Annotated in this window: 8 protein-coding genes and 1 pseudogene; 7 read left to right on the forward strand and 2 right to left on the reverse strand. The window is 68.7% G+C overall.

The features are described from left to right. Positions 1 to 316: 316 nt before the first annotated feature. Positions 317 to 1192 (reverse strand): HAD-IB family hydrolase, encoded by an 876-nt coding sequence (locus ACFYZ4_RS29385; RefSeq protein ID WP_351286387.1) that lies wholly within the window; start codon positions 1190 to 1192, stop codon positions 317 to 319. 487 nt (positions 1193 to 1679) lie between these two features. Between ACFYZ4_RS29385 and ssd the strand changes: the two genes are divergently transcribed. The 7 genes and pseudogenes from ssd to ACFYZ4_RS29420 all read left to right on the forward strand — a co-directional run bounded on the left by ssd (position 1680) and on the right by ACFYZ4_RS29420 (position 11137). Beyond that, positions 1680 to 2828 carry a septum site-determining protein Ssd gene (ssd, locus tag ACFYZ4_RS29390; protein ID WP_390785325.1) on the forward strand — a complete coding sequence of 383 codons (1149 nt, stop codon included), beginning with the start codon at positions 1680 to 1682 and terminating at the stop codon, positions 2826 to 2828. After that, a pseudogene (locus tag ACFYZ4_RS29395) lies at positions 2825 to 3547 on the forward strand (CpaF family protein); the annotation flags it as partial. The gene ssd and the pseudogene ACFYZ4_RS29395, both read left to right, overlap by 4 nt. A 97-nt stretch (positions 3548 to 3644) precedes the next feature. Beyond that, positions 3645 to 5102 (forward strand): site-specific integrase, encoded by a 1458-nt coding sequence (locus ACFYZ4_RS29400; RefSeq protein ID WP_390785265.1) that lies wholly within the window; start codon positions 3645 to 3647, stop codon positions 5100 to 5102. Further along, on the forward strand, positions 5102 to 7078 hold the full coding sequence (locus ACFYZ4_RS29405; protein WP_390785266.1) for a hypothetical protein: 1977 nt from the start codon (positions 5102 to 5104) through the stop codon (positions 7076 to 7078). The genes ACFYZ4_RS29400 and ACFYZ4_RS29405 overlap by 1 nt, the downstream gene beginning before the upstream one ends. Next, positions 7075 to 9447, forward strand: a complete 2373-nt coding sequence (locus ACFYZ4_RS29410; protein WP_390785267.1) for a hypothetical protein — start codon at positions 7075 to 7077, stop codon at positions 9445 to 9447. Before ACFYZ4_RS29405 ends, ACFYZ4_RS29410 begins: the two co-directional genes overlap by 4 nt. Continuing rightward, positions 9447 to 9845, forward strand: coding sequence for a hypothetical protein (locus tag ACFYZ4_RS29415; RefSeq protein ID WP_390785268.1), 399 nt, complete (start codon positions 9447 to 9449; stop codon positions 9843 to 9845). Before ACFYZ4_RS29410 ends, ACFYZ4_RS29415 begins: the two co-directional genes overlap by 1 nt. Positions 9846 to 9910: 65 nt before the next feature. Then, positions 9911 to 11137 carry a PIN domain-containing protein gene (locus ACFYZ4_RS29420; RefSeq protein WP_390785269.1) on the forward strand — a complete coding sequence of 409 codons (1227 nt, stop codon included), beginning with the start codon at positions 9911 to 9913 and terminating at the stop codon, positions 11135 to 11137. 181 nt (positions 11138 to 11318) lie between these two features. On the opposite strand, the gene ACFYZ4_RS29425 is transcribed toward ACFYZ4_RS29420, so the two are convergent. Beyond that, positions 11319 to 12713 (reverse strand): sporulation protein, encoded by a 1395-nt coding sequence (locus ACFYZ4_RS29425; RefSeq protein ID WP_390785270.1) that lies wholly within the window; start codon positions 12711 to 12713, stop codon positions 11319 to 11321. Positions 12714 to 12996 lie beyond the last annotated feature (283 nt).

The raw sequence follows: 12996 nt of genomic DNA on the forward strand, positions 1-12996 counted from the left end.
TGTCGCCGCTGGCATTTACGCCCAGTTACCAAGCGTCCTCGATGGTTGCCCATCAGGTCGGGGACTTTGCCCGTTACCTGGTGCGGCTGGCCCGTAATCGACGGGTCGACGTCGCGTGGGTGCTCGGCGTTCATGCTTCGGTCCGTGGGCCTTACTGCGTTTTAAAGATGATCCTCTCGGATGTTCTTTGGTCTCGCGGGCCGTTGCTTTATTTGTACTCCGCTTCGGAGCCATGCGAAACCCCTTGCTCCACTTTTTACTATCCGGGACGAGTTCGGGTGAACCGGACAGCCCGTATTGGTGCAGGTCAGGACATTCAGGCAGATGTGGCGGCGGCGAGCGCATTGGCCCGGCGTCGGCTCGCGTACCAGACCAGCCCTGCCGTGGCGGCGGCCGCGCCCACGGCGGCAGCCGCGACGAGGGCCGGGCGCGCGGGCATCGACAGCCCGGGCAGCCGCTGCTTGAGCCGCACCGGCCGGTTGAACACCAGGACCGGCCACTCGCGGGCCACGGCTTCCCGCCGCAGCGCCCGGTCGGGATTGACCGCGTGCGGGTGCCCCACGGCCTCCAGCATCGGGATGTCGGTGGCCGAGTCGCTGTAGGCGTAGCAGCGGGCGAGGTCGTACCCCTCGGACTCCGCGAGTTCGCGCACGGCTTCCGCCTTGGTGGGCCCGTAGGCGTAGTACTCGATCTCGCCGGTGAAGCAGCCGTCCTCGCCCACGACCATGCGCGTGGCGACGACCCGGTCCGCACCGAGCATCTCGCCGATGGGCTCGACGACTTCCGCGCCGGAGGTCGACACGATCACCACGTCGCGGCCCGCGGTGTGGTGGGCCTCGATCAGGGAGGCGGCCTCGTCGTAGATGATCGGGTCGATGAGGTCGTGCAGGGTCTCCGCGACGATCTCCCGTACCTGCTGCACGTTCCACCCCTTGCAGAGGCCGGACAGGTACTCCCGCATCCGTTCCATCTGGTCGTGGTCGGCTCCGCCGGCCAGGAAGATGAACTGCGTGTACGCGGTGCGCAACACGGCTCGCCGGTTGATCAGGCCGCCTTGGTAGAAGGACTTGCTGAACGTCAGGGTGCTCGACTTCGCAATGACCGTCTTGTCCAGGTCGAAGAAGGCTGCGGTGCGAGGCGAGGAGTGCGGCAAGGGCTGATTTTCCACGCCTCGAGCATATGCGCCCACCATTCGGCGTAAGGTGTGGCGCGTGGGTTTGCCTGAGAAGGCTCTCGGGTACACCATGGAAGTCACGGATCGTTCGCGACCGTGCTAACCCGGTCTGGCTCCTCCCCCCCCGAGTCGGACCGTGGGGACGACCCCCGCTCTCCCCCCCGGCGGGGGTCGTCGCATGTCCGGACGCGGTTTGCGTCCCTGCCTTCGGCCCCAAGTGACCATCCCTGCGGCCCTCCTCTTCTCCCGGGCCGACGCGGCGAAGGCCCTCACCCCATCAGACTCGTGACGGTGCGTAGTGGTTCCGCCGCGCTCCGGAACTCACCTGGGAGGGTGACCGGGTTATTCACAATCGGCGGGTTGTCCACAGTTATCGAGCAAGATCCACTTCTTTTTCCTGATCGCTGCACGGTGATTCCAGCCGCGAAGTCCGCGGTGCTGGATTTGCAGTGAGAAGGGGGCGGAGATCGTGGCTCGATCGAAGTCGTGTGAAACGCCGGAGTCCGTGGTGGCGGGGGCCGGAGCGGGGGCCGTGGCCGTGCCCGGCGGCGGGCGGCCGCTGATCATCACCGAGGACCCTGTGCTCCTCGACGACCTGCTGAGGCTGTGCGCCGCCGCGGGCGCCGAGCCGCACGTGCACCACGCGGTGCCCGAGCAGGGCGGAGCGGGCGGCTCGGACCGCGCAAGTGACGGGACCACCGGCGGCGTTGGCTGGGATTCCGCCCCGCTCGTGCTCGTCGGGGACGACGCCGCGAGGCGGGTGCGAGGGGCGCCGCGCAGGACCGGGGTGTTCCTCGTCGGCCGGGACCTGGACGACCCCCTCGTGTGGCAGCGCGCGGTGGAGATCGGCGCCGAGGAGGTGCTGCGCCTTCCCGAAGCCGAGAGCCTGCTCGTCGACCGCATCGCCGACGTCGTGGAGGGGGCCGGACGGCCCGCCCTCGCCGTCGGGGTGATCGGCGGTGCCGGCGGGGCCGGAGCCTCCACCCTCGCCTGCGCGCTCGCCGTCCGGGCCGCCCGCGCCGGGGAGCGGACCATCCTCATCGACGGTGATCCGCTGGGCGGGGGCATGGACGTGCTGCTCGGCGGCGAGAGCGCCGAAGGGCTGCGCTGGCCGGACTTCGCGGCCTCGCGGGGGCGGGTCGGCGCCGGAGCCCTGGAGGAGTCCCTGCCCGAGCTGCACGCCCTGCGGGTGCTCAGCTGGGACCGCGGGGACCGGGTGGTGGTGCCGCCCGCCGCGATGCGGTCGGTGGTGGCCGCCGCGCGCCGCCGGGGCGGGGTCGTGGTGGTCGACCTTCCGCGGCGGGTGGACGAAGCCGTGGCCGAGGTGCTCGCCCAGCTCGACCTGGTGCTGATGGTGGTGCCGGGCGAGCTGCGGTCGGTGGCCGCCGCGGGCCGGGTGGCGGCCGGAGTGCGGATGGTGGCCCGGGACGTGCGCGTGGTCGTACGGGGCCGCTGCCCGGGCGGTCTGGAGCCGGAGGCCGTGGCGGGGCTGCTGGGGGCGCCGCTGGCCGGTGAGGTGCCGGTCGAGGTGGGGCTGCCGGGGCGGGTGGCCGAGGGGGAACCGCCGGGAGCGCAGGGGCGGGGCGCGTTGGCCCGCTTCTGCGACGGCTTCTGGCAGCGGGCGCTCGGTCCGGCCCAGGGGGTGCCGGCATGAGCGCGGTACTGCTGGACGCGGTGCGCCGGCGGCTCGCCGAGAGCGGGGCGGAGCCGACCCCGGCGCGGGTCGCGGCGGCCCTGAGGGCCCAGGGCCGGCTGCTCGGGGATGCCGAAGTGCTGGGTGTGGCGGCCGAGTTACGGTCCGAGCTGGTCGGCGCGGGCCCGCTGGAGGCGCTGCTGGCCGACCCGGAGGTCACCGATGTGCTGGTGGCCGCCCCCGACCGGGTGTGGGTGGACCGCGGTGGCGGGCTGGAACTGACCGGGGTGACCTTCGCCGACCCCGAGGCCGTGCGCAGGCTCGCCCAGCGGCTGGCCGCCGTGGCGGGGCGGCGCCTCGACGACGCCCGGCCCTGGGTGGACGCCCGGATGCCGGACGGCACCCGGCTGCACGCCGTGCTGCCGCCCGTGGCGGTCGGCTCGGCCTGCCTCTCGCTGCGAGTGGTACGGCCCCGGGCGTTCACGCTGGAGGAGCTCGTCGTGGCGGGCACGCTGCCGCCCGGCGGACAGCGGCTGCTCCGGGACATGGTCGAGGCCCGGCTGTCGTTCCTCGTCTCCGGGGGCACCGGCACCGGCAAGACCACCCTGCTCAGCGCCCTGTTGGGGCTGGTCGGGCCCGGTGAGCGGATCGTGCTGGCCGAGGACTCGGCCGAGCTGCGCCCCGACCATCCGCACGTGGTGCGGCTGGAGACCCGGCCGGCCAATCAGGAGGGGGCGGGTTAGGACAAGAGTTGATGGATGTCTCTCTGTCTCAGCGGTACACCACGGGTGACTGTTAGGTTCAAGTGACTGCTGATGTCTCAGAGTTGAGGGCTTCGTGGAGCACTTCTTCGTGTCGCACGCCAAGGTGCGCCGGTACGCGGGTGCCGTGGATGGCGTGGATCTGGACGGGGTCGAGTACGTGACCCGCAAGGGGGCGCTCAAGGAGGGCACACCGTTCTTCCTGGGGGCGGACATGCGCCCGCTGGAGCCGTTGACCTCGTTCTTCTTCGATCTGGCCAAGCGCCTGGATGCGGGGTCGCTCCAGGACTACACCTACGACGTGATGGACCTGGTCGACTTCCTCGAGCAGTTGGATCCGCCGACGGATCTGCTCTCAGCGACGGAGGACGACCTCGTCGCGTACAGGGACGAGCTCATGGAGTACCGGGACGAGCCGGTGTCGGCGGCCACGTGGATGCGCCGGCGGGCAGCGATCAACAACTTCTACGACTGGGCTGTCGAGGACGCGAACCTGCTGGACCGACGCCCGTATCACCGCCGCAGGAACGGCAGGGATGTGCTGTCCGTGAGCGTCGTCAACGATCTCGATGTCCGCCATCTGACCTATTCGCAGTGGCGGTTCCTGAAGCAGGTCGGGCTCCGTGGCCTGTTGCCGGACGAGAGGGCGGACCGGTCGTTCCGCGGGGCGGCACCGTTGCGCAACAGCGCGGCGGCGGAGCTGGCGGTGACGACCGGGATGCGCCTGCGGGAGTTCAGCACCCTCCTCGACATCGAGGTGGGGACGCCGCACCGGGACGGCTCGGCCGCCCTGGTGGACCTGAGGGCGATGGCCAAGTACAAGCTGCCCCGCACGGTGGAGATCCAGCACGCCACGTTGAGGGAGATCGACTTCTACCGGCGCACTGAGCGGGCCAAGATCGTGAATGCCGCCGCCCGCACACTGCACCGCCGCCGGGCGGAGCTGTTTGTCGTCGACGACATCAACTCCCGGCAGGGCAAGGTCAGCGGGGTCCTGCACGGCCGCCGGCGGACCTTCACGATCAAGGACATGGACGTGGCCACCCGCCGGATCGCGGTCATCGAAGGCGACCGGGGTCTGGAGCCGATGGCGCTGTTCGTCGGCCGCGGCGGGCGCATGCTCTCCGCACAGCGCTGGCATCAGATCTTCGAGGACGTTCACGTGCGGGCCCTGCGGATCAGCAAGGAGCACAAGCTCGAGACGGTGGTGCCGCGGGCCTTCAAGATCCACGATCTGCGTCACACATTCGCGATCTTCATGCTCCAGCTGCTGACTGAGCTGGTAGCCGAGCAAGAGTCGGAGTTGCGGCGGCTGGGCGGGCACACCGCCTACCTCGCCGATCACATCAGCAAGTCGCCGCAGCTGACGGTTCAGCGTTTGCTCGGCCATCGTCAGGCGACGTCGACCATGCGTTACCTGCGCTACATCCGCAAGACGAACCTGCTGGTCGCCCGGGCGATCGCGGACTGGAATGCCCAGGACACCACCTACGCCGACTACGCGGCCCGGCTGGCGCAGGGGAGGGCCGCCTGATGCCGCGCCGGGGAGAGCGCAAGAGCCGACCGCGTCCCACCGTTGCCGCCAAGCCGCCCGCGCCGCCTGGTCGGATCGGCATCCGGGAACTCGCCTATGTCTACCGGCACCAGCCGATGAACCACCGGATCGATCCGGCGGAGTTCCAGTGCTCGGAGCTGGCGGGCCAGCTGGCTGATGTCTGGCTGGACTATCACCGCAAGGCAGCTCTGGCCTCGAGCGGCAACTACATCGCCGCGATCCGCAGCTTTCTGACGTTCGCCGGCACGCATCTGGCGGCCGCCGGCGTCGACCCGGATGAAGCCCGGTTGGACGGCGGCCCCATCGACTTGGCCGAGGTCATCTGCCAGTGGGAGGAAGATCTTGTTACCCGCTACAAGCCGACCTCGAATCAGCCGAATACGTTGGCCGGTGCACTGCTGACCCTGGTGGAGCACAGAGCGGTCCGGGACGCGAAGGTCCCCGAGCGTCTGCGGCGGCGGGCGGAAGGACCGCCGACATACCGGGGTGGCACGAACGAGCCGCTGGACGAGTTCGCCAACCACGAACGTCTGCTCATCCGGGATGGCGCCCAGGCTGACGTCCGGGCTCTGGAGAAGAGGCTCGCCGTTGGCCGGAGGCTTCTGGCCGAGGGCCAGGACCCGCGCAGTGGAGGCTGGCGGTCGCTGCCCAATCTGGTCTGGGCGGCCCGCCACGGCGTACTCGACATGCCCGCGCTGCTGACTAACCTTCCGGCACAGTTCAAATGGTGGCCGGAGCCGTTGAGGGAGGCAGTGGCCGACCCCCTCTACATGGCCCGCTTCGGCGGGAAGTACGGCGTGATGACCGCCGTCAGTGGACTGCTGTTCCCCAGCGAACTCGATCTGCAGCCGTTCCGGGTCCTGCTCCTGCTGACTATGGGTGACGCCACATCCGAGGAGGTTCACGATCTCCGGCTGGATGACCTGGATTTCAGCGACGAGGGAGTCCGAGTGCTGCAGACGAAGCTGCGGGCTCAGCGGGTCCGCCCGCATCTGCACGGCAACGACGGGCCGCGGGAGAGCGATCGGCCCCTGGACGAGGGCGAGGCCCCCGGCGAGTCCGCCTACCCCGGCACCGGCAACTGGGACGTTCCCGGACTGCTGCGTCGCCTGATCGCGGTGAACACCCTGACCCGGGAGGCATTCGAGACCGATCCGTGGCTGTTCACTGCCGTCGAGTCCGCCGACTACCGCCAGCGCATGGCCGTGGGGCGGGCGCTGTTCAAGCGCTCCGGGCGCCGGTTCACCGACTGGATCGCCACCCATCCGGACATGGAAGGCGACCCGGTGAAGATCTCCGAGCCGCACGATGTGCGTCGGCTGCGGAAGACGTCGAAGACCACACGCGTCGCCGCTCTGGGCGGCAGCCTGAGCGACCTGGCCGGGGACGACCACCACATCGAGGTGTTCCGAGGCCACTACGCGCACGGCACGACGGCGCACGTCCTGGCAGGCCGAGCGGTCAACCGGGCCCAGCGGGGAGTCTTCAGCAAGATCAAGCCTGGAAAGCCAGTGCTGGTCACCGAGGGAGCCGAGGCCATGCTCGCGGAGCCGGAGGCGGCCGCGGAGCTGGGCATCTCGCCTGAGCAGGGGAAAGCCTTGCAGCACGGAGAACTCGACATGGGTGTCGTCAACTGCCGTGATCCCCACGATTCCCCGCACACGCCCAAGGGCAGGCTCTGCCACGTCGCGCCGGCGATGTGCATGATCTGCCCGAACGCGGTGGTGTTCACCTCGCAGCTGCCCCGGCTCCTGATGCTCGACGACCACATCGCCCACATGCGTAACGTGCTGGCCCCACCGGTCTGGCAGGCCACCTGGGCCGTTCAGGCGGCCGCGCTGAAGGAAGTGTTCGCCGAGTGCGCGGACCAGCTTCCCGATGCCCGCCAGCAGATCGAGGACGGCAAGTTCCGACTCGACCTGCCGCTCGGAATGCGAACGGAGTACGACCGATGACCACCGCCGCCGCCTTCCAGGCCCTGCCCTCGCAGACCATCCCCGACGACACACCCGTCCTCGGTGGTCGCCGCAACCTCATACCTGGAGTGGAGGTCCCGCTCTTCGGGCAGGCCGGGTTCTGGCCCGGTGACTGCCTTCGACGCCCGGCGAACCGGGTGAAGAGCGCCTGGCAGGTGTCGTTCCCGGCCGATCCGCTCTGGAACCTGCGGACCCGCGAGCTCGCCTTCGGGATGCTCAACTCCAGCCACAAGATCCTTCGGGATGCCGGTCTGTTCTTCCGGGCCGAGAACTGGGGCCTGTCCTCGGTCAAGGAGATGTGCAACAAGATGCGGCTCATTGCCAAATGGGCGGTCGAGCAGGAGATGCCCCACGATCTGGCGGCCTGGGCGACGGAGGACTGGCAGGACTACCTCGACCACCACGCCGAGACGTCCGGAACATCGACCCTGGCCAACGATGTCCTGACCATTCGCCGCCTGCTGGACTTCGCCCCGCTGCTGACCGGAGGCGGCCTGCTGGAGGACCCGTGGCCTGGGAAGACAGCCGCGGAGGTGGCCGACCGGACATTTACCGGCGAGCTGTCCACGCCCTCCATCCCCCCGGCCATCTGGTGGCCGCTCCTGCGGGCCGCCTGGTTCTACATCGACGAGATGGCCCCGCAGATCCTTGAACGCCGCGACCAGCAGGCCGCAGCCTTGGCGGCCTTTGAGGGGAAACGGCGCCAGACCCATCGTGCTCAGGACACCGACGTGAAACTCGCCGCCTGGGTGCGGGACCCCGCCTCCCTGGTGCCGGTCCACGCCAGGACCTTCCGCGGATACCCGGCTGGCGCGGTGATGTGGTCAACGCTGAGCCTGTGGCTGACGGGCGGCGTTAGCCAGGGCGTGTTCAAGGCCGGCCGGGAATCAGACCGCCACCAGATGAGGCGGAGGATGGTGCAGCAGCTGGTCGATGCGGGCCGGGTCCGGCCCGTCACGGCCAAGGACGGCCGGAGTGCGATGGGCGTCGTTGACCGGCCCGTCCGCGGCCGCAACCGGCGGCCCGATGACCTCGATGCAGAGGTCAAGAAGTGGCTGGCCGACCCGGCCAACCTCATCCCGGTCCGCCGGGAGACCAGCGTCCACGGGCCGGCCGGGGAGCCGGTCTGGCTGACCCTGGAAGGCCGCGTATTCGGCACCGTGACCAGGGCGAACGTCTTCACGAGCGGCACCGCCCGCACCCGGCAGCGACAGCAGTGGGTGCGTGAGGCGATCACCGAAGACCGCACCGACTTCATCGAGGAAGGCGACCTCGAGCACGCCCTGCGAATGGTCAGAGCGGCCTGCTACGTCTTCATCGCCGCATTTTCACTGATGCGCGACAGTGAACTGCAGGAGATCGAGAGGAAGTCCATCGTCCAGCACTACGGATCTCCCGCGATCGCCTCGACGAAGACCAAGCACGACGCATCCCGCCCCCGCCTGAAGTGGTGGATCATCGAGCCGGTCGCGCAGGCTGTGGCCGTCGCCGAACGACTTTCCTGGCACGACAGCCACATCTTCGCGACCCTTGCCCCACCCAGCGGGTTCCTACCGGAGGGAACACGAGGCCGCGCGGGCTTCGACGCCTTCCGCGACATCGACTTCTTCATCGAGAGCATCAACAAGACGCTGGACCGGACCGGACTGGAGCCCATCCCTGAAGGGCTGGTGCGGCCGCACATGTTCCGCAAGACCATGGCGATCATCACCGCCCAGCAGCCCGACGGCGAGATCGCGCTCGGAATCCAGCTCAAGCACGCTGCCCGCCGAGCCCTCGCCAACCGGGTCACCGCCGGCTACGGCAGGATGGACAAGAACTGGAGCAAGGAGTTCGACAACCAGCTCGAGCTGGCCGCTGCCCGCAAGCTCGTCGACCTCCTCAAAGCCCGCCGGCAGGGCGGCCCGGTCGCCGTCGGCCCCGGCGCCGCCAAGTTCCACGCCGGCCTGGACAAGGTCCTCAAGACCATGGACAGCGACCCGCACCTCCAAGCACAGATCGCGGACGAACGCATGCAGGTGAGCTTGCTGCGGGACGAGTTCGCCCAGCTCCACTTCGGCACGATCAACCACTGCATGTGGCAGGCATCGACCGCCGAGTGCCAAAACCAGCTGCCGGCCGAGCAACGGGGCAAGCAGCCGTTGCTCGGTGCCTGCCAGCCCGGAAAGTGCCGCAACTCGGTACTGACCTTGAAGAACGCCCCCTACTGGATCGCCGAAGAGGACGACTTGCAAGACACCCTGCGACGCGAACGGCTGTCCCCGCCACGGCGCGAATCCATAGGGATCCGTCTCGCCGAGGTCCAGTCGGTCACCGCACAATTCGCCAACCTGGAAGGTGACCGCTGATGCCGGTATCCGCCGCGACCGCAACGAAGCTTCGTGAGGCCATGGCCCGGCTGCTGGCCGGTCAGCCCCTCCACACCAACGGCGCCCTGACCAAGGAGACCCTCGCGCGCGAGGCCCAGGTCAGCCACGCGACCGTCCACCGCGCCGAGGAGATCCTGGCCGAATGGGACGCCAAGGTCGCCAGACCGGTCCTCCGCAGCCCCGGCGAAGTGCAGCGGGACGAAACGATCGCGGAGCTCCGCAAGCAGCTACGAGAGGCGAAAGCCCAGGTCACCGAGGTGAACGGCAAGCTGGACGCGCTTGCGGCGGTGACCGCGAACCTCTACCACGAGAACCTTGCCCTGAAGAAGAAGCTCGGCGGCCGACAGCGGCTGGCTGTCATTCCATCGCAAGATTGACAGCTGGCCCACCAAAGAGCCGTATTTGGGCCGCGACGGCGGCAGCTGGAGAGACGGAGCATCACGTGATCATTCTGGATACCTGCATCCTCTACGGCTGCGGCCTGAGCAGTAGTAGTGCCGAGCTCTTGCGGACCATCAGGGAGTCTGGAACGGAGCAGGTGGCTGTTCCCTGGGTCGTGATGGAAGAGCTTGTCGCCCAGAAAGCCGTCAAGCACAAGGCGGCACACGATTCGGTCAAGCAGGCCATCGAGCAGTTGGAACGAGCGACTCCCTGGCCGCTGGACACCGATGTCGAGTGGCCCAATCCCGATAAGGTCCGCGAGCACTGGCGCAAGAAGTACGGCGAGCTGGTGGAGGTGATCCCTACCACTGAGCAGGCCCTGCGTGAGGCTGCGTTCCGGGAGGCGAATGGCCTCGCTCCCGCCAAGATCGTGCTGAACGGCAAGCGGTCGGTGAAGACGGGCTACCGAGACGTGGCTGTCTGGATGTCGGCGATCAACTACGCCGAGAGCCACCCTGACGAGACGGTCTACTTCGTCAGCTCCAACACCGACGACTTCGGGGACGGAACCACTCACGGGTCCCCGATGAGCGATGACCTACGCCGCCTGAAGGGTGAGTTTGTTCATCTCACCTCGCTCGATCAGGTCCTGGCACGGTTCACCGAAGCGACGGATGCGGACGAGGAGTACCTTCGGACCGTTTTGACCGGCAACGAGGTCTCTCCGGAGATCTCTCAGCACATCAATACGCGGGACGGCAGCGTGTCCCGTGACGCAGGGTTCGCGGCGACTGCGTTCCGCGGACGTCCTGGCGAAGGCCCATACGGGATCTGGGCAGACGGGTGGCTGTCGTCGCCGGTCGCCGAGTTCGTATCCATGACTGATCCCCAGGCATACAAGATCAAGGATCACGTATGGTGCACAGTCAGCGTTCGGTGGCGTCTGAGCGGGCTGGCTTTCCCGTCGGATGGCGGTCGAGGAGACCACTTCCAGTTCGCTTCGTGCTGGTGGGACACGCGTCTGCTGCTGAGCGTCGGTGACGATCCGCGTTTGGTAGTCCTGCGGGGCGAGCCTCCCCGTCGGCTGACGGACGAAGCGGTCGACTCTTCGGGAGACTGGACCGCGACTGCAGTCGCTGTGCTGCGGAGTGCCATGGACGAGCGAGCTGTGAACAACCGCCACCCGCTCGTGCCCGTCATCTCGGCGCCTATTGCGGATGAGGACTACGGCTACCTGGCAGAACGGCTGCCCCGATACTTCTACGGCGGCCACGGATCAGGTGAGTGATTGGTCAGTGGCCCTGGCCTATTGCGGCAGTCACAAGGAGGCCGTGGCGGTGCAAGCCGAAGCGGCGGAGAACTGAGCACAGATATCCGTACGCGGTGGTGCACGACGAAGTCGTAACGCGACCGGGGACGTTCGGCCGTACTTTCCCCTCGAGGAGGTGGGGAAGTACGGCCGAGCGCGTTCAGGCGGCGATTCCGAGTTCGGTGCGGGTGCGGTGGATGAACTCGCGGACGGCCGGCTCGCGCCGCCAGGGGCCGAGGGCGGTGTTGAACTCGCGGACGTAGTCCTTGGCCCGGGAGGACTGGACGCGGGCGAGGATGTCCACGGACCTGTTGCCCAGCTCGAGGCCGTGGTCGAGGTCGCGGGCCTGGAGGTGGGCGGTCCCCACGATCGCCAGCCGCATCCCGACGGAGCGGGTGAACACTCCGGACGGCATTGCGGCCGCCCGCTGGTTCCAGGCGAGGGCTGCCTTGGGGTTTTTCAGGTCCCGGAAGACCTCGGCGGCGTCCGCCGACAGCCTGGCGTGGTGATAGAAGTCGATCCAGGCGGGCTCTGAGCCGCTGGCAGTGTCTGCCTGGACCAGGAGGTCCTCGGAGGCCGCGAGGGCCCGTGAGGCGGCCCTGGCGTCCCTCTCGCGGGCATGGGCACGGGCCTCGATGAGCTTGGTGAACGCGAGAACCCGCGGGGCGGCCTGGCCCTTCGCGCGTTCGAAGGCTCCCTGGGCCATGTCGACTGCCTCGGAGCCGAAGCCCCGCAGCAGGGACTGCATGGCCATGGTGGTCAGGACATAGCAGCCGAGCTGGACGTCTCCGCCCGCGCGGGCCAGGCGGAGGGCCTGGATGAAGTGCCGCTGGGCGACGTCGTGCTGGCCCACGTCGAAGGCCGTCCACCCGGCCAGGCGGGACAGCTCGCTGGTGACGGAGAACAGGTCGCGGCCGACTGCGTCGGTGAAGGAGCCCCGCAGCAGCGGGGCGGCCCGTTCCTGGAGGCAGACGGTGACGGAGTTGGCCTTCCAGTTCCCGCCGCCGTATTTGGAGTCCCAGCGGCGAGCCTCGTCGGCTGCGTCGCGGAGTTCTTCCAGGTCGGCCCGGCCGACCTGCTTCTTGCCGCCGGCTACGTCGGCCGCCTCGTCGGCGGGGGTGACCAGCCAGCGGGTCACGGGGGTGGTGAACGCGGAGACGGCGAAGCCGGATCCGGTTAAGAAGTCGCGGCGGTTCACGAAGCTCCAGAACGAGGTGGCCACTCGGACCGCGTCAGCACGGTCCCGCGGGAAATCCAACCCCACATCCGTGTCCGGTGTCTCCGCATCGCCCATACCGATTTCGCCAAGTGCCACCGGACGGCCGAGCCGTTCGGAGATCGCCTGCGCGAGGAATGTGGGCACCGGCCACTTGGGGATCATGCCTCGCTGGCACCAGTTCGCGATGGAGGTATGCGAGTAGTCCGTCTCCAGCCCGGCCTGCTGGGCGAGCTGGTTGACCCGCAGGGCCAGAGACTTGTGGCTCGCGCCGCATGTCTCGATGAGCCGGTCCAGGTCCGCGTTCGGCGGACGCTTCCGGCGGCTGGTCGACGCCACCCGAATCCCCTTTTCCACCAGGTCAGCAGCAGGGCTGCTGACGAGGAAACGCCACGAGGCCGGGCCTGTCGACTGGGCATTTTCAGTCGTACGCATTCCGGCAGGGCACGGGGAGGCTGTTCGCCTCTCCGCGTCTGGAGCCACCGAGGGTATTGCCCTGCGGACCCTGGGTGAACCTGCTTTGCGAGTTGTGAGCCCCCCTGCGAGCCCTGCCAGGCATGAGGGCCCGGCCGGTGTGATGAGGGCACAGGCCGCCGCCGGGACGCCAGGAAGGGCTTCCGGC

The organism is Streptomyces sp. NPDC001513, from assembly GCF_042894695.1.
Taxonomy (GTDB): Bacteria; Actinomycetota; Actinomycetes; order Streptomycetales; family Streptomycetaceae; genus Streptomyces.

Coding starts and splice junctions, on each gene's coding strand:
- ACFYZ4_RS29385 (WP_351286387.1), bottom strand. CDS start 1,192: ATGGTGGGCGCATATGCTCGAGGCGTGGAAAATCAGCCCTTGCCGCAC.
- ACFYZ4_RS29405 (WP_390785266.1), top strand. CDS start 5,102: ATGCCGCGCCGGGGAGAGCGCAAGAGCCGACCGCGTCCCACCGTTGCC.
- ACFYZ4_RS29410 (WP_390785267.1), top strand. CDS start 7,075: ATGACCACCGCCGCCGCCTTCCAGGCCCTGCCCTCGCAGACCATCCCC.
- ACFYZ4_RS29415 (WP_390785268.1), top strand. CDS start 9,447: ATGCCGGTATCCGCCGCGACCGCAACGAAGCTTCGTGAGGCCATGGCC.